General features: G+C 54.8%; 22 protein-coding genes. 9 read left to right on the top strand and 13 right to left on the bottom strand.

Features of this window, described 5'->3' with window-relative positions:
• Positions 1-159: 159 nt before the first annotated feature.
• The gene (locus KGA69_RS06890) at positions 160-1,023 is read right to left on the bottom strand and encodes a YicC/YloC family endoribonuclease (protein WP_047047649.1); all 864 of its coding nucleotides are present in this window, start codon (positions 1,021-1,023) and stop codon (positions 160-162) included.
• A gap of 170 nt (positions 1,024-1,193) precedes the next feature.
• Between KGA69_RS06890 and rph the strand changes: the two genes are divergently transcribed.
• Both rph and pyrE read left to right on the top strand, forming a co-directional pair.
• A complete protein-coding gene (gene rph, locus KGA69_RS06895) occupies positions 1,194-1,910 on the top strand; it encodes a ribonuclease PH (RefSeq protein ID WP_045390593.1) in 717 nt (238 codons plus the stop codon).
• 112 nt (positions 1,911-2,022) lie between these two features.
• Entirely contained in the window at positions 2,023-2,664 is a 642-nt protein-coding gene (gene pyrE, locus KGA69_RS06900) for an orotate phosphoribosyltransferase (protein ID WP_015703811.1), read from the top strand.
• An 87-nt stretch (positions 2,665-2,751) separates the two neighbouring features.
• Here pyrE and slmA read toward each other — a convergent pair whose 3' ends face one another.
• The 3 genes from slmA to coaBC form a co-directional block, all read right to left on the bottom strand.
• On the bottom strand, positions 2,752-3,348 hold the full coding sequence (slmA, locus tag KGA69_RS06905) for a nucleoid occlusion factor SlmA (protein WP_015369151.1): 597 nt from the start codon (positions 3,346-3,348) through the stop codon (positions 2,752-2,754).
• Between the two features lie 124 nt (positions 3,349-3,472).
• Positions 3,473-3,931: a dUTP diphosphatase gene (gene dut, locus KGA69_RS06910; protein WP_020077682.1), complete on the bottom strand. Its 459-nt coding sequence runs from the start codon at positions 3,929-3,931 to the stop codon at positions 3,473-3,475.
• The gene (coaBC, locus tag KGA69_RS06915) at positions 3,909-5,120 is read right to left on the bottom strand and encodes a bifunctional phosphopantothenoylcysteine decarboxylase/phosphopantothenate--cysteine ligase CoaBC (RefSeq protein ID WP_213293132.1); all 1,212 of its coding nucleotides are present in this window, start codon (positions 5,118-5,120) and stop codon (positions 3,909-3,911) included. Before coaBC ends, dut begins: the two co-directional genes overlap by 23 nt.
• 177 nt (positions 5,121-5,297) lie before the next feature.
• On the opposite strand from coaBC, the gene radC reads away from it, so the two are divergent.
• The 4 genes from radC to mutM all read left to right on the top strand — a co-directional run bounded on the left by radC (position 5,298) and on the right by mutM (position 7,593).
• Entirely contained in the window at positions 5,298-5,963 is a 666-nt protein-coding gene (gene radC / locus KGA69_RS06920) for a RadC family protein (protein WP_045390599.1), read from the top strand.
• Positions 5,964-6,180: 217 nt separating this feature from the next.
• Positions 6,181-6,417 (top strand): 50S ribosomal protein L28, encoded by a 237-nt coding sequence (gene rpmB / locus KGA69_RS06925; protein WP_002436699.1) that lies wholly within the window; start codon positions 6,181-6,183, stop codon positions 6,415-6,417.
• 20 nt (positions 6,418-6,437) lie between these two features.
• A complete protein-coding gene (gene rpmG, locus KGA69_RS06930) occupies positions 6,438-6,605 on the top strand; it encodes a 50S ribosomal protein L33 (RefSeq protein ID WP_002922510.1) in 168 nt (55 codons plus the stop codon).
• 178 nt (positions 6,606-6,783) lie between these two features.
• The gene (gene mutM, locus KGA69_RS06935; RefSeq protein ID WP_015369156.1) at positions 6,784-7,593 is read left to right on the top strand and encodes a bifunctional DNA-formamidopyrimidine glycosylase/DNA-(apurinic or apyrimidinic site) lyase; all 810 of its coding nucleotides are present in this window, start codon (positions 6,784-6,786) and stop codon (positions 7,591-7,593) included.
• A gap of 78 nt (positions 7,594-7,671) precedes the next feature.
• Here mutM and coaD read toward each other — a convergent pair whose 3' ends face one another.
• The 7 genes from coaD to rfaQ form a co-directional block, all read right to left on the bottom strand.
• Positions 7,672-8,151, bottom strand: a complete 480-nt coding sequence (coaD, locus tag KGA69_RS06940) for a pantetheine-phosphate adenylyltransferase (RefSeq protein ID WP_015703808.1) — start codon at positions 8,149-8,151, stop codon at positions 7,672-7,674.
• A 2-nt stretch (positions 8,152-8,153) separates the two neighbouring features.
• Positions 8,154-8,924 carry a glycosyltransferase family 2 protein gene (locus KGA69_RS06945; RefSeq protein WP_032713074.1) on the bottom strand — a complete coding sequence of 257 codons (771 nt, stop codon included), beginning with the start codon at positions 8,922-8,924 and terminating at the stop codon, positions 8,154-8,156.
• Complete coding sequence (gene waaA / locus KGA69_RS06950; RefSeq protein WP_015369159.1) at positions 8,924-10,198, bottom strand: lipid IV(A) 3-deoxy-D-manno-octulosonic acid transferase; 1,275 nt, start codon at positions 10,196-10,198, stop codon at positions 8,924-8,926. Before waaA ends, KGA69_RS06945 begins: the two co-directional genes overlap by 1 nt.
• A 92-nt stretch (positions 10,199-10,290) precedes the next feature.
• Positions 10,291-11,280 carry a glycosyltransferase gene (locus tag KGA69_RS06955; protein ID WP_047066655.1) on the bottom strand — a complete coding sequence of 330 codons (990 nt, stop codon included), beginning with the start codon at positions 11,278-11,280 and terminating at the stop codon, positions 10,291-10,293.
• 30 nt (positions 11,281-11,310) lie between these two features.
• Positions 11,311-12,405 (bottom strand): glycosyltransferase, encoded by a 1,095-nt coding sequence (locus KGA69_RS06960; RefSeq protein WP_047047653.1) that lies wholly within the window; start codon positions 12,403-12,405, stop codon positions 11,311-11,313.
• A gap of 2 nt (positions 12,406-12,407) precedes the next feature.
• Positions 12,408-13,535: a glycosyltransferase family 4 protein gene (locus tag KGA69_RS06965; RefSeq protein WP_045390608.1), complete on the bottom strand. Its 1,128-nt coding sequence runs from the start codon at positions 13,533-13,535 to the stop codon at positions 12,408-12,410.
• Positions 13,532-14,608, bottom strand: a complete 1,077-nt coding sequence (gene rfaQ / locus KGA69_RS06970) for a putative lipopolysaccharide heptosyltransferase III (RefSeq protein ID WP_045390611.1) — start codon at positions 14,606-14,608, stop codon at positions 13,532-13,534. Before rfaQ ends, KGA69_RS06965 begins: the two co-directional genes overlap by 4 nt.
• A gap of 111 nt (positions 14,609-14,719) precedes the next feature.
• On the opposite strand from rfaQ, the gene KGA69_RS06975 reads away from it, so the two are divergent.
• The 3 genes from KGA69_RS06975 (at position 14,720) to KGA69_RS06985 (ending at position 17,656) form a co-directional block, all read left to right on the top strand.
• A complete protein-coding gene (locus tag KGA69_RS06975) occupies positions 14,720-15,682 on the top strand; it encodes a polysaccharide deacetylase family protein (RefSeq protein ID WP_045390617.1) in 963 nt (320 codons plus the stop codon).
• A gap of 96 nt (positions 15,683-15,778) precedes the next feature.
• On the top strand, positions 15,779-16,420 hold the full coding sequence (locus KGA69_RS06980) for a glycosyltransferase family protein (protein WP_045386549.1): 642 nt from the start codon (positions 15,779-15,781) through the stop codon (positions 16,418-16,420).
• Positions 16,421-16,426: 6 nt separating this feature from the next.
• Entirely contained in the window at positions 16,427-17,656 is a 1,230-nt protein-coding gene (locus KGA69_RS06985; protein WP_080941141.1) for an O-antigen ligase family protein, read from the top strand.
• Positions 17,657-17,676: 20 nt separating this feature from the next.
• On the opposite strand, the gene KGA69_RS06990 is transcribed toward KGA69_RS06985, so the two are convergent.
• On the bottom strand, positions 17,677-18,591 hold the full coding sequence (locus KGA69_RS06990) for a sugar glycosyltransferase (RefSeq protein ID WP_047047664.1): 915 nt from the start codon (positions 18,589-18,591) through the stop codon (positions 17,677-17,679).
• Entirely contained in the window at positions 18,591-19,562 is a 972-nt protein-coding gene (gene rfaC, locus KGA69_RS06995) for a lipopolysaccharide heptosyltransferase RfaC (protein WP_045390623.1), read from the bottom strand. Before rfaC ends, KGA69_RS06990 begins: the two co-directional genes overlap by 1 nt.
• Positions 19,563-19,565: the final 3 nt, after the last annotated feature.

The following is a 19,565-nucleotide window of genomic DNA, read 5'->3' on the forward strand; positions in this document are numbered from 1 at the left end:
CACGATTGAGTTTTTCTAAAGTGAGCTGATTTTCATGAAAAAAGCTAATGCTGAATGATTGATATGGTCAATCACTGTGGGGGATTTGGCTTTTACTTTTCAAAAATGAATAAGAAAAAGTAATGCTGGCCCGCGGGGGCAGGCCAGCCGGGGAAGAGATTACTCGATATTCTGGATCTGCTCGCGCATCTGCTCGATCAGCACCTTCAGCTCAATCGCTGAATTGGTCACTTCGGCATTAATGGATTTGGAGGCCAGAGTGTTCGACTCGCGGTTGAATTCCTGCATCATGAAGTCGAGGCGGCGACCCACGGCTTCTTTCTTCTTCAGAATGTTGTAGGTCTCTTTAACGTGCGCTTCCAGGCGATCGAGCTCTTCGGCGACGTCGATACGCTGCGCCATTAATACCAGCTCTTGCTCGAGACGGTTGTTTTCCAGCTGCACTTCGGCGTCTTCAAGCTTGGCGACCAGGCGCTCGCGCTGCCACTGCAGGATTTCCGGCATATGGGCGCGGACTTTGCTGACTTCGGCGCTGACGCCTTCCAGACGCTGTTCGATCAGCGTTTTCAATGCCTGGCCTTCGGTCTCGCGAGCGACGATAAAATCGTCCAGCGCGCCATTCAGGGCGTTGAGGATTTCAGCGGCGATGGCATCAAGGTCTTGCTCCTGAGCGGCCATAACGCCAGGCCAGCGCAGGATATCAACCGGATTGATTTCGCCTTCATCGCTCTGCATTTTTACCCAGTTAGCGGCGTTAACCAGCTGCTTGGCCAGGTTTTCGTTAAGAATCAGCTCACCCTGGGCGCTGGGATCCTGCTCAAAACGCAGGGTACATTCGATTTTGCCGCGAGTCAGGCGAGCGCGGATGCGCTCGCGAACCACGGGCTCCAGGCTCCGGAACTGTTCCGGCAGGCGGAAGTAGGTTTCCAGATAGCGTTGGTTTACCGAGCGCAGTTCCCACGCGGCGCTACCCCAGTCACCCTTGATTTCACGCCGGGCATAGGCGGTCATACTGCGGATCATAGACGTTCCTGTTTTTTAAGGAGAGTGGGGAGGATTATAGCTTTCGAGGCCCTTTCAGGATAGGAATAAGCGCGCATTATCCACATTGGCAGGCGCGCGTCGTCGCGATGCAACTTGGCCGAATTTGTGTATAATGCGCAGCCACATTCGTTTCAAGCCGGAGAGTAATCATGCGTCCAGCAGGCCGTAGCGCTAATCAGGTGCGTCCAGTAACCCTGACCCGTAACTATACAAAACATGCTGAAGGCTCCGTGCTGGTCGAATTTGGCGACACCAAAGTGCTGTGCACTGCCTCTATCGACGAAGGCGTGCCGCGCTTCCTGAAAGGTCAGGGCCAGGGCTGGATCACCGCCGAATATGGCATGCTGCCGCGCTCCACCCATACCCGTAACGCTCGCGAAGCCGCAAAAGGCAAGCAGGGCGGCCGCACTATGGAAATTCAGCGTCTGATCGCTCGCGCGCTGCGCGCCGCGGTGGATCTGAAAGCGCTGGGCGAGTTCACCATTACGCTCGATTGCGACGTGCTGCAGGCCGATGGCGGTACCCGTACCGCGTCCATTACCGGCGCCTGCGTTGCGCTGGCCGATGCGCTGAACAAGCTGGTTGCTGCCGGTAAACTGAAAACCAACCCGATGAAGGGGATGGTAGCCGCCGTTTCCGTTGGTATCGTTAATGGTGAAGCCATCTGCGATCTGGAGTACGTGGAAGATTCCGCCGCGGAAACCGATATGAATGTGGTAATGACCGAAGACGGCCGCATTATTGAGGTGCAGGGCACGGCGGAAGGCGAGCCGTTCACCCATGAAGAGCTCCTCACTCTCCTGGCGTTAGCGCGAGGGGGAATCGAATCCATTATTACGACGCAGAAAGCGGCGTTAGAAAATTAATGATTAAGGCGACTGAGAAGTCGCCTTTTTTTTGCGCTTTATCCCTCATGACACCTGCGAAGGATAGGGCGCGTAGTCCGACAATGATGACAGTACTAAAAGGAGCGAATCCATGAAGCCGTATCAGCGCCAGTTTATTGAGTTTGCGCTTAGCAAGCAGGTTCTTAAGTTTGGCGAATTTACGCTGAAATCCGGGCGTAAAAGCCCCTATTTCTTCAACGCCGGCCTGTTTAATACCGGGCGCGATCTGGCTCTGCTGGGCCGTTTCTACGCCGAGGCGCTGGTGGATTCCGGGATCGAATTCGACCTGCTGTTCGGCCCGGCCTATAAAGGTATCCCTATCGCCACCACTACCGCCGTCGCGCTGGCTGAGCATCATGATCGCGACCTGCCGTACTGCTTCAACCGTAAAGAAGCCAAGACCCACGGTGAAGGCGGCAACCTGGTCGGTAGCCCGCTCCAGGGCCGCGTGATGCTGGTGGACGACGTGATTACCGCCGGTACCGCAATTCGTGAATCAATGGAAATTATTCAGGCTAACGGCGCTGAACTGGCTGGCGTGCTCATCTCGCTTGACCGCCAGGAGCGTGGTCGCGGCGAGATCTCCGCGATTCAGGAAGTGGAACGTGATTACGGCTGCAAAGTGATTTCTATCGTCACCCTGAAAGATCTTATCGCCTATCTGGAAGAAAAGCCTGAGATGGCTGAGCATTTGGCATCGGTACGCGCTTACCGCGAAGCCTACGGCGTCTGAAGATGAGCCCGGCAGCCAGCGGCTGCCCCAGAGCACGCTGAGAAGGTGAATGATGAGCCATGCAGCCTTGCGGCTGCATATAGAGCTTTACTGCAGTTGCGCCGCGACCAGCGGCCAGCGGGCATCGAAATCATCCGTTGGGCGGTACTTGAACTCGCTACGCACAAAACGCGACAGCATGCCTTCGCAAAATGCCAGCAGCTGGCTTGCCAGTAGCGTCTCGTCGAGGGTGTAGCCCTCTCCCTCACGCATTTTCTTTTCACGCATCACCTGACGCAATTGAACTTCGATACGTTCAAATAGCTGGTTGATACGACCCTGCAGACGGTCCTGTTCGAACATTAAGGCGTGGCCGGTGAGGATACGCGTCAGCCCAGGATTACGCTCGCCAAACCCAAGAATCAGCAGAACAATCAGGCGCAGACGAGCCGTGGTGTCCTTTTCATCTTTCAAAATCAAATTGATGCGCGTAATCAGACTGTCTTCAATGAACTCGATCAGGCTGTCAAACATGCGGGTTTTACTGGGAAAATGACGGTATAACGCCGCTTCGGAAACACCGACGGAGGCCGCCAGCTTCGCCGTGGTAATACGTTGACTACCATCGCTGGATTCAAGCATCAGCGCCAGAGATTGAAGTATTTCTTCGCGACGATTCCTTTTCGCAGTTTGTTTTTCTGCCATGTTTTAAAATACCCCTGAAAATAAGCACTTGTCAGGCAGGCATCCACAAAGCGACCGCAAACCTTAGTTTGCGGTGATGTTATTGCATTATGCGCTTTGGGATGCGGGTTCCGTATAGCCGGGCTTATTTGCGCCCTGAGTGGCCGAAGCCGCCTTCGCCGCGGTCGGTGGCGTCAAACTCTTCCACCAGATTAAATTCCGCCTGTACCACCGGCACAAAGACCATCTGCGCGATGCGCTCGCCCGGCTCGATAGTAAAGCTCTGCTGGCCGCGGTTCCACACGGACACCATCAGCTGCCCCTGGTAGTCGGAGTCGATAAGGCCGACCAGGTTGCCCAGCACGACGCCATGTTTATGGCCCAGACCAGAACGCGGCAGAATCACCGCCGCCAGAGACGGATCGGCGATATGAATCGCAAGGCCAGTCGGCAACAGGGTGGTTGCGCCCGGCGCCAGCTCTACGGCGTCGTCAAGACAGGCGCGCAGGTCAAGTCCGGCCGAGCCGGAGGTGGCATAAGTCGGCAATGGGAACTGCTTGCCAACACGCGGGTCCAGAATCTTAACGTCGATTTTTTTCATCATAACGGGTAACGATCTCGTCGAGTAATAATTGGCCCAGGAATTCCTTGCGCTCAAGTGGTAAGCGCTTATCCCCATCCTGCCAGAAAAGGTGTAATGCGTTGTTATCGCTATTAAAACCTTGATTTTGCTGAGAAACATCATTGGCGCAAATCAGGTCGAGATTTTTGCGGGCACGTTTTTGCCGGGCGTATTCTTCCACATTATTTGTTTCGGCGGCAAATCCAACAACGTACGGGCGGTGATTTTTTAGTGCGGCCACCCCGGCGACGATGTCCGGATTTTTAACCATTTTTATTGTTAATTCATCACCTTGTTTTTTGATTTTCTCGTCGGCGACAATCGCTGCGCGGTAGTCGGCAACGGCGGCGCAGCCGATGAAAATATGCTGCTGTTGCACGCCATTCTGCACCGCCGCTTCCATTTCCAGCGCGGTGCCAACATCGATGCGCTGCACAAACGGCGGCGTCGGCAGCGACACCGGGCCGCTAACCAGCGTGACGTTCGCACCGCGTTGTGCGGCGGCGGCGGCAATCGCGAAGCCCATTTTGCCGGAGCTATGGTTGGTGATGTAGCGCACCGGATCCAGCGGCTCGCGGGTTGGGCCCGCGGTAATCATGATGTTGAGATGTTGCAAATCTTTGACAGGCGAGAAATGCTGCGCCGCCATCTCCACGATAGTGAGCGGATCGAGCATGCGGCCCGGGCCAACGTCGCCGCAGGCCTGGCTGCCGCTATCCGGGCCCCATACCAATAGGCCGCGTGAGGCAATAGTGGCAAGGTTGTGCTGGGTGGCGGCGGCGCGATACATCTGTTGGTTCATCGCCGGGACGACGGCCACCGGCGAGGGCGTAGCCAGGCAAATCGTGGAGACCAGATCGTTCGCCATACCGGCGGCGACGCGGGCGATTAAATCGGCGGTTGCCGGGGCAAGGATAACCAGATCGGCCCACTTGCCCAGTTCAATATGGCCCATTGCCGCTTCGGCAGCCGGATCCAGCAGGCTATCGGAGACCGGATAACCGGAAACCGCCTGCAGGCTCAACGGGGTAATAAAGGCCTTGGCGGCTTCCGTCATGGCGACGCGTACATCGGCGCCGCGTTCTCGCAGTCGGCGCACCAGTTCTGGCGTTTTATAGGCGGCGATGCCGCCGCTCACGCCAAGAACGATCTTTTTACCAGCCAGACTCATCATGATTTTGTCCTGTTGAAATACACCAGAATCCGCGCATCTTATCACAATCCCTGTGGCATCGTGCGTATGCCGGGTATTCACTTTGCGAGGGTCTACGCAGACCTTGAAATCACCGGTCGGCAGCGCGGAAAGGCTATGCCAGGATGGGGGATGGACGGGTAAGGAGACAGGGTAATGGATATACAGGAATCATTGATGCCGCGGGAAAAAATGCTGCGCGACGGCATTGAAACATTGAGCGACGTTGAGCTGCTGGCGTTGTTTTTGCGTACCGGCACGCGTACCCAGGATGTGCTGGCTTTTTCACATAGCTTGCTACAGCGCTTCGGTTCGCTGTACGGGCTGTTGTCGGCTGAGATAGAACAATTTGCCGATATCGACGGTATCGGCATTGCGAAATATGCGCAACTCAAAGGCATTGCCGAACTGGCGCGGCGCTATTTTAGCTTGCGGATGAGAGAGGAACCGTCGCTGGTGACGCCGCTCATGACGCGAGAATTTTTACAAAGCCAGCTCGCCGATGAAGAGCGGGAGATCTTTATGGCGATCTTTTTAGATAATCAGAACCGGGTATTGAAACATAGCCGCCTTTTTTCTGGTACTCTTAGCCACGTAGAGGTGCATCCGCGAGAAATTGTACGCGAAGCAATCAAAGTGAACGCCGCCGCGGTGATCCTTGCCCATAATCATCCTTCAGGTAGTCCTGAACCGAGTAAGTCGGATAAGTTGATGACCGACAGGGTGGTTAAATGTTGTAGATTCATGGAGATACGCGTGCTTGATCATCTGATTATTGGCCGCGGCGCGTACGTCTCTTTTGCCGAACGTGGCTGGATTTAGCCCCGATCATGCGATCTATCGGGATCTTTGTCTGTTCGGGACTTGAGCACACCGCCGAGTCAGCGTATACTACGCCACCTTTGAGAATCTCGGGTTTGGCATTTGGGCCTGGCAATCGAGAGTTCAATAGAACTATGCGATGACCGGGCTGTAAAGCCTGACGAGGCGCCAATACCCCATACGAAGCTCGAGCTAATTTGATTTTTGGAGAATAGACATGTCCCGAGTCTGCCAAGTTACTGGCAAGCGTCCGGTGACCGGTAACAACCGTTCCCACGCACTGAACGCGACTAAACGCCGTTTCCTGCCGAACCTGCACTCTCACCGTTTCTGGGTTGAGAGCGAGAAGCGTTTTGTCACCCTGCGCGTATCTGCTAAAGGTATGCGTGTAATCGATAAGAAAGGCATCGATACAGTTCTGTCTGAACTGCGTGCCCGTGGCGAAAAGTACTAAGTACTTAGAGGAAATAAATCATGGCTAAAGGTATTCGTGAGAAAATCAAGCTGGTTTCTTCCGCTGGTACTGGTCACTTCTATACCACCACGAAGAACAAGCGTACCAAACCGGAAAAAATGGAACTGAAAAAGTACGATCCGGTTGTACGTCAGCACGTTATCTACAAAGAAGCTAAAATCAAATAATTTTAGTCTCCTTGTACTAAAACCCCGCTCCGGCGGGGTTTTTTGTTTTATGCTTCACCCTTCGAGCACAGGTGCGTTGGCTGCACGCGTACAGCCTGGCCGCTTGCTTTATTAAGCCTTCCGGCCTCTCTTCCCGCTGCCTCCCTGTCACCCGAAACTGTGTGGTTAAGAGGAAAAAATGCCTGAATTACCTGAAGTCGAAACCAGCCGTCGCGGCATTGAGCCGCATCTGGTAGGCGCTAACATCCTGCACGCCGTAGTACGCAACGGGCGCCTGCGTTGGCCGGTATCCGAAGAGATTTATCGCCTGAGCGATGAACCGGTGCTGAGCGTGCGCCGACGCGCCAAATATCTGCTGCTGGAGCTGCGCCACGGCTGGATCATTATTCATCTTGGCATGTCCGGTAGCCTGCGTATCCTCAGTGAAGAGCAGCCGGCTGAAAAACACGACCACGTCGACCTGGTGCTGAGTAACGGTAAAGTGCTGCGCTATACCGATCCTCGCCGCTTCGGCGCCTGGTTATGGACTAAAGAGCTGGATGGTCATCCGGTGCTGGCGCATCTCGGCCCGGAGCCGCTAAGCGATGAATTCAACGCCGACTATCTCCAGCAGCGTTGCGCGAAGAAGAAAACCGCCATCAAACCCTGGCTGATGGATAACAAGTTGGTGGTGGGCGTGGGGAATATCTACGCCAGCGAATCGCTGTTTTCCGCCGGGATCCATCCCGATCGGCTGGCCTCGTCGCTCTCGCATCAAGAATGCGAGTGGTTAGTGAAGATGATTAAGCTGGTGCTGCTACGCTCAATTGAGCAAGGTGGAACGACGCTGAAGGATTTCCTGCAAAGCGACGGCAAACCGGGATATTTCGCCCAGGAGCTGCAGGTTTATGGCCGCAAAGGCGAGCCGTGCCGGATCTGCGGTACGCCGATTATCGCCAGCAAACACGCGCAGCGAGCGACCTTTTATTGCCGCCAGTGTCAGAAGTAGTGGAGAGGGTTGGGGATTATGCCAGTCCGGGTAAGCTGGTAGCCCCGCTAAGCGTAGCGCGAGCGGGGGAAGGACATACTACTTCAGCTTATTTAACAAGGCCTGATGCACGTTAGGCGGCAGGAAGTGGGAGACATCGCCCTGGTGGCGCGCCACTTCCTTAACCAGCGATGAAGAGATAAACGACCACTCTTTGCACGGCATCAGGAACACGCTTTCCAGGGTGGGCATCAGATGGCGGTTCATGTGCGCCAGCTGCATTTCATATTCGAAATCCGCCACTGCCCGCAGGCCGCGAATGAGAATATTGGCCTGCTGCGCGCGGGCGAAATTGGCCATCAAATCGCTAAAGCCAATCACCTCAACGTTGACCAGATGCGCCGTTGCCTGCTCCGCCAGCGCAATTCGTTCATCGAGGCTGAACATCGGTTTTTTGCTCGGGCTGGCGGCGATGGCCAGCAAAACCTTATCAAACATACCCGCCGCGCGGGTGACGATATCGATATGGCCGTTGGTGATAGGGTCAAAGGTGCCCGGATAGATCGCTTTTGTGCCCATAATTACACTTTCTCCGAGTAGCCGCGGCTGAGTGCCCACAGCTCGGTGTATTTATTAAACGTGTATTGCGCATTGACTACCGCCAGCAGCCAACCCTGTTTTCCATCCAGTACGCCGCCGCGCAGCAGCAGCGTTTTGACGAAGGCGCCCAGCGTATGGCTGAAAATCCCCGCCATCGAGGTCTTCTTGCCCTTCTGATGACGCTCAAGCGCCCAGGCTGCGGCATACGCCAGCTGTTTCTGCTGGAAGCCGGAGAAGTCGCGGCAGGTCAGGTGCAGCAGATCGCCGCTGAGCGGCACCACTTCGGCCCCAAGGCTATCCAGAGATTCATGCACCAGATTATCGTTATAGCGGTAACGCGCGCGTTCGTACAGGCGCATCACCCGATCGGGATACCAGCCGCTGTGGCGCATAAAGCGCCCGAGGAAGTAGTTACGCCGGGCGATGCTGTAGATAACGCCGCGCTGCGGCGCATCCAGTACCTTGAGGATAGACTCTTTCAACTCAGGCGTAACGCGCTCGTCGGTATCAATCATCAGCACCCAGTCGTGAGTGGCGTAATCTTGCGCGCGCTGGCGCTGAATGCCGTAGCCTTGCCAGTCGGTGTTGCTATAGACCTGGGCGCCCAGGCTACGGGCCAGTTCGACGGTATTGTCGGTACTGCCGGAGTCCAGCACCACCACTTCATCCGCCCAGCTTACCGACGCCAGGCAATCGGCGAGCAGGTCGGCGGCGTTTTTGGCGATCATCACGACGGAGAGTCGGGTCGACATTAGTGGCTCCGCTGCGGCAGGTAGGGTTGCAGTAACTGTAGCAGACGCGACAGCGCGCCCTGGTTTTGATGCAGCACTTCCACCGCGTGGCGGCCGTACCACAGTCGATAATCTTCGTCGGTCAGCAGGGTAGAAACTTCTCTGACCAGCGAGTCGGCGTCCGTGACGGTGATCAGACCATCGTCCTGCTGCAGCTTGGCGCAGATATCTTTAAAGTTGAAGGTGTGCGGACCCATCAGCACCGGAATAGCATGGGCGGCGGGTTCGAGCGGATTGTGTCCGCCGCGTTCAACCAGGCTGCCGCCGACGAACGCCAGGTCGGCAATGCCGTAGAGCAGCATCAGTTCGCCCATAGTATCGCCAATCACCACCTGGGTGCTGTTAGACGGAATTTCACCGGTGCTGCGCATGGTGAAGCTCATCCCGGCTTTTTGCACCATGTCGCGGGCGTCGCCGAAGCGTTCCGGATGGCGCGGCACGAGGATAAGCAGCAGGTCGGGGAAGGTTTCCAGCAGTTTTTTATGCGCCTGCAGGATGATCTGTTCTTCGCCGTCGTGAGTACTGGTGGCTATCCACACTTTACGGTGCGGCGCCCACTGGCGACGCAGGGTAACGGCGCGCGCCGCCAGTTCCGGGGTGACGGAGATATCGAATTTCAGGCTGCCGGTGACCGCCAGTTGGTTACGTTTGAGACCGAGCGCGAGGAAGCGGTTGCCGTCTTCTTCATTTTGCGCGGCGATAAGCGTGATACGGCTGAGCAGGCGGCGCATAAAACCGCCGAGTTTGGCATAGCCTTTCGCGGAACGTTCTGACAGCCGTGCGTTAGCAATAACCAGCGGAATTTTACGTTTGTGCAGCGCGGCGACCATGTTCGGCCACAGCTCGGTTTCCATTACAATGACCAGTTTCGGCTGCACGCTGTTGAGGAAACGGTTCATGGCGCAGGGGAGGTCATACGGCAGATAGACGTGGTGAACATCTTTGCCGAAAGCGGACATGGCGCGTTCAGAACCGGTCGGCGTCATGGTCGTGACGGTGATCGGCAGTGATGGATAACGATGGCGTAGCGCGCGCACCAGCGGGATTGCCGCCAGCGTTTCACCGACGGAGACGGAGTGCAGCAGAATGCCATCCGGCACTACCTTGTTTTGACAGAAGCCATAACGTTCAGCCCAGCGTTTACGGTATGCCGGGGCCTTACGGCTGCGCAGCAGCAGTCGCAGCCACACCAGCGGCTGAATGAGGTAGAGTAGGGTGGTATAAAGCAATTCCAAACTATTTATCCGTTTTAGGTTTTTTGCGGGCAAATTCTAAGCATTTAACCCGCGTAAAGCTATCTCTTTGGCGGAAACCGAGGGATTTCGACCTATGCGGCGTTGAGATAGCGCTTGATGCGCAAATAGCGGCGTCCCAGACGCCAGCGTAAACGGAACGTGCAGGCGTTACTCCAGATCAGGCGCCAGATGCCGCGTTCGAAGAATTCTTTGATGATAATATGCTTTTTCGACTCATCTTTCATGCAGTCGAAGGTATGAATAATCCCCAACCCCTCTTTGGCTATCTGCCAGCGGCAGGCGGAAATGTGCCGTACCTTGTCCGGATAGCGTTGGTTGATGGCGCTGAGCATCTCGAGGATCTTCATATAATGGCGCGCTGAGCGCATCAGCGTATCGTCGTTGTCCGGCTTATGCGAGACCGATTCCGAGTGAATGTAATAGTCGTAAAATTGCTCGCTGGTGTACTGCACGCGTTCGGCTGCCAGCAACGCTTCCGTCGTCCAGGGAATATCCTGATGGCGCAGGCCCGGCTCAAAGTGGAAATGGTGCTGGTTGATAAAATCGCGGCGATAGATGTTCAGCCAGGTGACGTGCAGAAACTTACGCGAGTCGAGCGCCTGCTTTAGCCAGACGTAACCCGGCAGGACGCCAGTAGACTGCAGGCGCTCCGGCGGGAAAATCGGGTGAATATCGTCGCGGCTTTCGTACACATAGCGGCCATTACAGGTCGCGACATCGAGATTGCCCTTCTCGGCCATTTCCAACAGCGTGCGGTACATGCCGGGATAGAACTTATCGTCAATGTCCGGGAAGGCGAGGTATTTACCGCTTGCCGCCGCCATACCGGTATTACGCGCCACCGAGACGCCCTGATTCTCCTGCTCCAGCACGGTGACGTTCTGCAGCCTGTCTTTCCATTGGTCGATAACCGCCAGGCTACCGTCGGTAGAACCGTCGTTCACCAGGATCAGCTCATAGCTTGCCAACTGCTGTTGTTCGAGGCATTCAAAGAATTGCGCAAGGAATTTTTCACCGTTATACACGGCGGCCACGATGCTCAATAAAGGCGTTTGACTCATAACTCATTCGATCCTGGTTAAAAAACGACGTCAGGCGCTGCGCAGCTGACGGTACTGTTGGCAAATCGACTCTACGCTGAATTTTTCCAGCGCGGCGGAATCAATGGCCGGCGGGCTATGGTAAATGCTTTGCATCGTCTGGGCTAGCGCAGAACTGTTGAGATCGGCCAGACCGCGGGACAGTTCGCCGCTGAGGATCTCGCTTACCCCGCCAGGACAGCGGGTGCTGGCAACCGGCGTATTCAGCAGTAGCGCTTCAACAATGACGTTGCCAAACCCTTCGCTGTCGGAGCTGAGCGTTAGCATTCGCGCATGTTTAATCCACGGCAGCGGGTTGGGCTGAAAGCCTTTAAACAGCACCCGATCGCCGACCTGCAGCTGCTGCGCCAGTTGACGAAGCCGCTGTTCCTGCTCCGGTTTGCCCTGCCCGAGCAGCACCAGCGGCGCCTCGATACCGCTTTGCGCGTAGGCTTCAATCAGCCGGTCATGGCGCTTACCGGGATGGAAGCGGCCGACGTGGATAATATAGTCCCCTTGAGGAATATCGGCCGGCTCCTCAGCCGCCGCGTGAATGGCGGCGATATCGAACGGGTTATAGATGGTTTTAAGCTGTGCCGGGCGCAGTGCGAACTGCTCGACCAAATCCTTTCCAACCGCATCGGAAACGGTCACCACGTTGCGCCCCTGGTATACGCGCTTGATTTTTTGCTGCTTCATCCAGCGGTCAAAACCGCTGCGATGGCCAAGATAAGAGGTAGAGAAAACGCCGTGCAGACAGAACCAGACGTTGCGATCCTGCAATGCCCGGCTGCGGGCGACGATGCGATCGGTTTTGTGCAGATTCGACAGTACCAGATCGAAGCGACCATGCTGTTCTGCTTGTTCAATCGCGCGATCAAGCTGGCGCGCGCGGCGGGAGAGTTCCGTTAGCTTGCGCCACGGTTTGCGGCAGCGGTCGGCAATCACCTGATAATCGAGCCCTTCCGGCAGCGGATAATCGCAGACGTCGCGCAGCGAAAACAGCGATACCTGTTCGCCCTGGCTGAGAAAATGTTCCGCCAGCGTGAGCACGACTTTCTCCGCGCCGCCGCCCGGCAGGCCATCGATAACAAACAATATGCGCATCGTTATTTCACCAGATCCTGATAGAGAGAAAGCAGCTGCGTCGACAGTCGCTCGCTGTTGCAGTCCATAATTCGTTCGCGGGCGCGTGCGCCTTCAGCCGAACCCAGCGCGCGCGCGGGCAGCGCCATGACCGCCTGCTGTAACGCGGCGATATCCAGCGCGTCGCAGACGTAGCCATTGCTGCCTTCGACGATGAACTCTGCGCCGCCGCAGCCGGTGGTGGTGATAACCGGCAGGCCGCAGGCCATCGCTTCCAGAATTACATTCGGGAATGGATCATACAGCGTCGGCAGCAGCAGTCCGTCGGCCATCTGATAGAACGGCAGCGTTTCGGACTGCATGCCGAAGAAACGCACGCGATCTTCGCAGTTCAGCGATTTTGCCAGCTGTTGATAGCGGTTCTGTTCTTTGTCTTTGCCGACCACCAACAGATAACGGTCGGTGGGGGCGATGGCGCGGATTGCCGCATCCAGCCCTTTTCGTTCAAAGCCGGAGCCAACATAAATCAGGCAGCTTGCCTGTAGCGGCAACTGCCATTTAGCGCGTAATGCGGCAAAGGTCTCTTCGCCTGGCGGCAGAAAACGTTGGTTATCAATAGCGTTATAGATGACGTGGATTTTATCCGCCGGCAGGCCGAAGTCTTCGATAATTTCCTGCTTGATCATCTCCGCGTTGCAAATCACCCCACGCAGGTGCGCGTCCTGATACATCTCGCGTTCCGCCTGCATCACATAACGGTGATAGCGGTCGGCGAACAGCAGGCGGCTTTTCCAGGCCGGTAAAATGCGCGAGCGCTGTTGCAGCCAGCGGCGATGAACGCCGTCGCCTGCGCGGTATAGATCGCAACCCGGAATACGCTCATGGCTTTGCACCAGGTCGAATGATTCACTCTGCCAGAGCGCGCGCGCGGCGTTGGCGAAACCGCGTTCACGGCTGATGCGCCCCCATTTGCGCGGGTTGCAGATGTGAATATGCCAGTCCGGTTTGACAGGCCCTTGCCACTCGCGGGTGATGACGTTCAGTTCCAGATTACTGCTGTCGAGGGCTTCCAGCGCGCGGGAGACAAAGCGCTCCGCGCCGCCGTCGGGGCGATACTTTTGCCGTACCAGAGCCAGCCGGAATTTACTCATGCCAGTACCTTTTTCGCCGCCGCGATAACCGCGTCGGTAGGGATTAAATCAAGATAGCGTTCTTCGGTGTTGGTGTTGATGTCGTCAGGGTCGGGCAGCGGGCCGAAGTCGCCGGCCCAGATAACCTCGCCTTTCGCCTGCCACGGCCGCCAGAAGGTCAGTTTCGACGGGCCAAATAGCGCGACGAGCGGCGTACCCAGCGCTGCCGCCATATGCATCGGCACCGAATCTACGCCGATAAACAGGCGGGCGTGATCGATAACCGCCGCCAGCTGGCGGAGCGTCAACTGACCGGCTAATGAGTGCAGTCGCGCCTGCGGGCAGCCGCTGATGATGTTCTCTACCATCTGCTTTTCTTTGGCGTCAGGGCCAGAGGTAAGCACCACCGCGTAGCCTTCTGCTGACAGCGCATTAATCAGCGCGCTCATGCGCTCTTCGCGCCAGCATTTAAAGAACCAGCGCGAAGTCGGTTGAATAACGATGTAGTTCTCCTGGAAGCCGTCCGGCAGCAGCGAACGGCTGGTCGTCCAGTCAGATTCGCTGTAGCCCATCCGCGCCGGCGCATCGTTTATCTCAAGCCCCAGCGGCGCCAGAATAGAGAGGTTTTGCTGCACCGTATGCAGCTGATTGTGCTGCTGGGTAGAAGCAAGCGCGGTGTGGCAGTAGCGCCAGAACGGATGACGGCGCTTAGGGAAATCGAAACCGATGCGCGTCGGCGCGCCGGTTAATTTGCTGATGATCGCGCTGGGCCATTGATCGGCAAGGTTGAGCACCATGTCGTAGCGCTGCTGGCGCAGATTGCGGATGAGCTGCCATTCCATCTTAAGCTGATGCCGCTTGCCCTGCTTTTTCCAGCTGCGATCGATCGCGTAAATCTGGTTAATCTCCGGATTCGCCGCCAACATGTCGCGGGTTTCAGCATACAGCAGTACATCGACGCGAGCGGCGGGATATTGCTGTTTGAGCGCGTTTATCAGCGGGGTGATCAGCAACATGTCGCCATGATGGCGCAGCTTAATGACCAGGATCCGCGCCGGGTTCTGCTGGCCGGGGGAGAGGGTTTCAGGCGTCATACTCTGTTCTTCATCCAGGATAAGGGTTCCGATTCTAGGGGATCGTGCAGATTGAGAGAAGCGTTGTATTGCTCTACCATGGACCGATACGTATGGCCTGAGGACGTTTTCGTGCACAATCCCGCATTTCTCATCACGATTGATACAGAGGGTGACAACCTCTGGCAAAAACATGACAGCATCACCACGGAGAATGCGCGCTATCTTCCGCGTTTTCAGCAGCTTTGCGAAAAGTATGGCTTCAAACCGGTCTATTTGACCAATTATGAAATGGCCATCGACCCTTTTTATATCGAGTTTGCTAAAGATGTCATCGCGCGCGGCACGGCGGAAATCGGTATGCATCTGCATGCCTGGAACAGTCCGCCGACCGAGCCGCTGACCGCGGATGACTGGCGTCATAAGCCTTATCTCATCGAGTACAGCGATGCCGCCATGCGTGAGAAGGTCGACTATATGACCCATCTACTGGAAGATACCTTCCAGACCAAAATGGTGAGCCATCGCGCCGGGCGCTGGGCGTTTGACGAGCGCTACGCGCGCCTGCTGGTGGAGTACGGTTATCAGGTGGATTGCTCGGTGACGCCGCGGGTGAACTGGAAAACCGCTAAAGGCGCGCCGCAGGGCGATGGCGGTACGGATTATCGTCGCTTCCCGCAACATGCTTATTTTCTTGATGAAAATGATATCAGTCGCGAAGGTCATTCCCCGCTGCTGGAAGTGCCTATGAGCATTCAATACAAACACTCAGCATGGATGAATAGCGTTAAGCAAGGCTACGATAGGCTACGCGGCAAAGTCCGTTCGCCGTCCGTACACTGGCTGCGTCCGATGGGCGGTAACGTCGAGACCATGAAAAAAGTAGTTCAGCAGACGCTGGCGCAGGGTAATGATTATGTTGAGTATATGCTGCATTCATCGGAGTATATGCCAGGCGGTAGCCCGACCTTTAAGAATGAACAAGATATTGAACGTTTATATGCCGATCTGGAAGCGTTCTTTAGCTGGCTTGCGCCGCAGGTCCGCGGAATGTCTTTAGCAGAATATTATAATTTCAAGAGAAATCTTACATAAAACAATCATTACTGATAGAGGTGCGGCGTTAATCTGGTGTAATATCATCAGTCGAATGAATAATTAACGCCTGAATTATTAATATACTGAGGTTTTATGAAGATAGCAACCGTACTACGCTCTGGCGGTGATTATAACCAAAGCCATGTGCAGTGGTTATACAAACAATTGCCAGCAGACATCGAGAAAGTGTGCTTTACCGATTTAACTATTCCTGGCGTTAACACCATTAAACTAACTGAAGATTTGCCTGGCTGGTGGTCAAAAATCGAGATGTTTAATCCGGATTCGGTTGCCGAAGATATTTTTTATCTCGATTTAGATGTCGTCGTTGTCGGTGATATTAGTGATATTCTGGCAAATAAACAGCTGACCATGCTGAGTGATTTTTTCTTTCCGCAGAAAACCAAAAACTCCGCTATCATGCGCGTTCCGCATGAGGAAAAGTACAAGGTCTGGGAAGCTTTTAAGCGCTATCCGGAACTATTCATGACGCGCTATCAGAGCGGTGGTGACCAGGAGTTTATCAGCAAAATCTATCCACACGCCGCTATCTGGCAGGACATTTTACCCGGACAGATCGTTAGCTATAAAAAGCATGTCATTCATAAGAAGAAGAATGAACATGCCACCGGTGATGGCACCGTGCCTGCGGGGACGCGAATTGTCTGTTTCCATGGAAAACCACGCCCTTGGGACTGCGGTGAAGCTTGGGTGCCACCATTTGAGAAAGCTTAATTATTTATGAGTAAAGTGATGTCGCCAGTGACAATATTGCTTCTGGCAATATTGTCATGTGTTTTTGTGATGCCGGAGAAAATTATGGGTAGAAATCTCTTTTACCTGTCTTCGGTTATTACCTTAATTTATGCGGTAATTAACAGAAAACGTCTTACTATTAAAAAAGAGGAGATGTTTCTTTCTCTGACGCTATTGATGTTAGGAGCTTCACAGCTTATTTGGTCATATCGCTTTCCGGGTAATCCGGCTGAAATTTATATGGCTGATGTTAGCTATCCTCGCTCAGGCGCTTATTTGATGATCGGCGCTGTGATGATGTTACTCTTGCCTGCGGTATTAAGGACAACAGCAATACAATATGGCAAAAGCTTGAGTTACGCATTAGTCGCGGGCTTTTCAGTATTGACGCTATACGCTTTACATTATCATTTTTTTGTTTCCGGCGATCGCCTGAGAATCGATAACTCCGCAACCTTAAGCGCCTATCTTTATACGATATACTCGTTATTGACGCTATATGCTTTAGCTTGCGTCAATATCCGCTATCGCAACTATATTGCCAGCGGTGTGATATTTTTCTCGCTGTGGATTATTTTTCTGACTGAAACTCGCTCGGCGCTGCTTATTTATCCGGCGGTACTGCTCTATGCCCTACTGACCGGTAACGTGATGTCGAAGAAAAAATCAGCGCTGGCGTGCCTGATGCTGTTGGTTGCTGGCCTGGCAGTGATTGAGTTGGCGTTTCCCTCGCTGAAAGATCGGGCGAGTGAAGCGGTCACTGAGATCTCGGACTATCAAAGCGATAACAATACCTCGATGGGTTCCCGGCTCAGTATGTGGCATACCGGGATCTATGAAATTATTGCTCATCCCGGTGGCGTAAGCTCGCAGCAGCGTTTCCAGATCCTCTCGCAATTGATGTATGAGAAAGAGCAGGGGAATCCCGAGGGGTTACGCAACATTGTTTATCATCTTCATAATGATTTGATCGAAACCATGTCGCTACAGGGCGTTATTGGCGGCCTCTTCCTGCTGGCATTGTATGGCGCGATGCTGCTCTATGTTTACAGAAAGGCGACGCTGAAATGTGCATTGGCGTTTATTGGCGCGCCGGTGATTCTTTTTGGCTGCGTCGATACTCTGTTTATCCACGACAGATTTATCATTATGTTTATTGTGGCGTTAGCCGTTTTCACGGCGTTATCGCCGGAAAAATCTGCGGAAGAATCGTGATGGAGTGATGAAGTGGCCGTTCAGGCCACTTCATGTAGCGCTTGAGATAACGGCATTTTAGGAAATACCTGTTCAGGAATTGCGCTATTAAGGGAAAGATTAATTACCGTAATACCCTTTGCCTGTAAATGACGGCTGGCGAGTTCAAAGGCTGGGAAAACCATACCATCTACTTTATCGGCGAGATATGAGGGAAGCTTATTCTCACCGTTTTCATAAAATCGCGGTTGCTCAAAATTATTCATATCCAGACCGGCAATAATAATTCTGTTGAATCCCAGCCAGGCGATAATCTGCAGCGCCCAGTAAGCCACCGTTCCCGCGTCAAATATCCCTTTGCGAATATCGGTTGAGAAACCAATATGGCTTAAGTTTTGGTGCAGGAGCGCACTTGGGGAGCGGCTAAAGACCGTCGCGATATCGTTACCGGGGATCTTTGGCTGGTAAATCTTATAACAGGCATCTTCAATCAGGGCGAGTCGACACTGAATATTGTTGAGCCCGATGCGCTCAATGATTTTGGCAATACCGTGGGTAGTGGTAAAAAAGAGGATCCGTGGATTGCTGACAATACCGGCGATAACCTCGGGTTTACGGTCAAAAAACTCCATATCAACGATCAGATACAGAGAAAACCCTACCTTTCCTTCGAGAAAGTAAGCGCCGTTGACGCCCATTACCGGCAACGATGACGGGATAATTGAAAAATCGACATCGTTGATCGATGGACCGGTCGCGGTGAGCAGCATTGGCCCGGAGAAAGCGTCTTTTAATTCACTTAGGCTACACAGCGGTACCGATTCGCCCTTGTATTGTAAGGCACAAATTTCACCGCTTTCCGCCCGGCGGATCTTTACCCACGGCCACAGGTTTTCATTGTGGCGGTAGGCGCGCGGGCGGGTATAGCGATAAATTTGCTTGAATAGCGATCCCATTAAACCAATCCCTGTGCTTGCAACAGTTGCTGAACATGCTCAGCGGTAATATCGCCGGTGCTGCTACCGTACGGCGGGCGGACGATATGCTGGTTTTTGCCATATCCGCCAATCAGTCCCGGATCGGTTGGGCCGTAGAGCGTGAAATTGGGTTTATCGAGCGCCGCGGTCAGATGGCTCAGCCCGGTGTCGACGGAAACTACGCCGCGTGCGCCAGCCAGAATCTGCGCAACCTGCTCAAGGCTCATGCGCGGGAGTACATCGACGTTATCGCGCCCTTCCGCTAGCCGTTTTGCCCGCGCCTCTTCGTGCGGTGCTCCCCACGGCAGCTTAATACGCACGGCGCTAGCCGCCAGCAGATCCAGAAGCGCTTGCCAGCGCGCTTCCGGCCAGTGTTTATCATCGCGGGTGGTGGCGTGCAGGAAGACCAGATACGGCTCTGCTACAGGCGCGTCAGGGCGAATAAAGTGGCTTGCGATGGCGTAATCACCCTGCGTTTGCGGCCTGGCATAGCCCAGGCTTTTGGCGAACAGTTCGCGCGTGCGCTCTACTGCGTGCTGCTCGACAGCAATATGGTGGCGACGGTTATAAAACAGGCTTGCCAGCGGCTCGCGGGCGGACTGCCAGTCCATGCCATGTTTGACGCCGTGCGCCAGACGAGTTACCAGCGCGGCGCTTTTCACCAGCCCCTGCGCATCAATAATGGCATCGTAGTTGACGGCCTTTACGGCATCGCGAAAGGCCTTTCTTTCCGCTTTGATAGGCGCGGAAAACCAGGCTTTGCGCCAGCGGCGAATCGCCACCGGAATCACCCGCTCGACGGCGGCATGCCATGAAGGGATCTGCGCGAAGCCTTCTTCAACCACCCAGTCAAAGCGGATACCGGGGATGGCCTGCGCGGCGTCGGTTAGCGCGGGCAGCGTGTGTAGCACGTCGCCCATGGACGAGGTTTTTACGATCAATACCCGCATCCG

The sequence above is a fragment of the Klebsiella sp. A52 genome (assembly GCF_018388785.1).
GTDB lineage: Bacteria > Pseudomonadota > Gammaproteobacteria > Enterobacterales > Enterobacteriaceae > Klebsiella > Klebsiella aerogenes.

Bases quoted from the DNA above. Each gene is read 5' to 3' on its own strand.
- KGA69_RS06890 (WP_047047649.1), bottom strand. From the start codon at position 1,023: ATGATCCGCAGTATGACCGCCTATGCCCGGCGTGAAATCAAGGGTGAC.
- rph (WP_045390593.1), top strand. From the start codon at position 1,194: ATGCGTCCAGCAGGCCGTAGCGCTAATCAGGTGCGTCCAGTAACCCTG.
- pyrE (WP_015703811.1), top strand. From the start codon at position 2,023: ATGAAGCCGTATCAGCGCCAGTTTATTGAGTTTGCGCTTAGCAAGCAG.
- slmA (WP_015369151.1), bottom strand. From the start codon at position 3,348: ATGGCAGAAAAACAAACTGCGAAAAGGAATCGTCGCGAAGAAATACTT.
- dut (WP_020077682.1), bottom strand. From the start codon at position 3,931: ATGATGAAAAAAATCGACGTTAAGATTCTGGACCCGCGTGTTGGCAAG.
- coaBC (WP_213293132.1), bottom strand. From the start codon at position 5,120: ATGAGTCTGGCTGGTAAAAAGATCGTTCTTGGCGTGAGCGGCGGCATC.
- radC (WP_045390599.1), top strand. From the start codon at position 5,298: ATGGATATACAGGAATCATTGATGCCGCGGGAAAAAATGCTGCGCGAC.
- rpmB (WP_002436699.1), top strand. From the start codon at position 6,181: ATGTCCCGAGTCTGCCAAGTTACTGGCAAGCGTCCGGTGACCGGTAAC.
- rpmG (WP_002922510.1), top strand. From the start codon at position 6,438: ATGGCTAAAGGTATTCGTGAGAAAATCAAGCTGGTTTCTTCCGCTGGT.
- mutM (WP_015369156.1), top strand. From the start codon at position 6,784: ATGCCTGAATTACCTGAAGTCGAAACCAGCCGTCGCGGCATTGAGCCG.
- coaD (WP_015703808.1), bottom strand. From the start codon at position 8,151: ATGGGCACAAAAGCGATCTATCCGGGCACCTTTGACCCTATCACCAAC.
- KGA69_RS06945 (WP_032713074.1), bottom strand. From the start codon at position 8,924: ATGTCGACCCGACTCTCCGTCGTGATGATCGCCAAAAACGCCGCCGAC.
- KGA69_RS06955 (WP_047066655.1), bottom strand. From the start codon at position 11,280: ATGAGTCAAACGCCTTTATTGAGCATCGTGGCCGCCGTGTATAACGGT.
- KGA69_RS06960 (WP_047047653.1), bottom strand. From the start codon at position 12,405: ATGCGCATATTGTTTGTTATCGATGGCCTGCCGGGCGGCGGCGCGGAG.
- KGA69_RS06965 (WP_045390608.1), bottom strand. From the start codon at position 13,535: ATGAGTAAATTCCGGCTGGCTCTGGTACGGCAAAAGTATCGCCCCGAC.
- rfaQ (WP_045390611.1), bottom strand. From the start codon at position 14,608: ATGACGCCTGAAACCCTCTCCCCCGGCCAGCAGAACCCGGCGCGGATC.
- KGA69_RS06980 (WP_045386549.1), top strand. From the start codon at position 15,779: ATGAAGATAGCAACCGTACTACGCTCTGGCGGTGATTATAACCAAAGC.
- KGA69_RS06985 (WP_080941141.1), top strand. From the start codon at position 16,427: ATGAGTAAAGTGATGTCGCCAGTGACAATATTGCTTCTGGCAATATTG.
- KGA69_RS06990 (WP_047047664.1), bottom strand. From the start codon at position 18,591: ATGGGATCGCTATTCAAGCAAATTTATCGCTATACCCGCCCGCGCGCC.
- rfaC (WP_045390623.1), bottom strand. From the start codon at position 19,562: ATGCGGGTATTGATCGTAAAAACCTCGTCCATGGGCGACGTGCTACAC.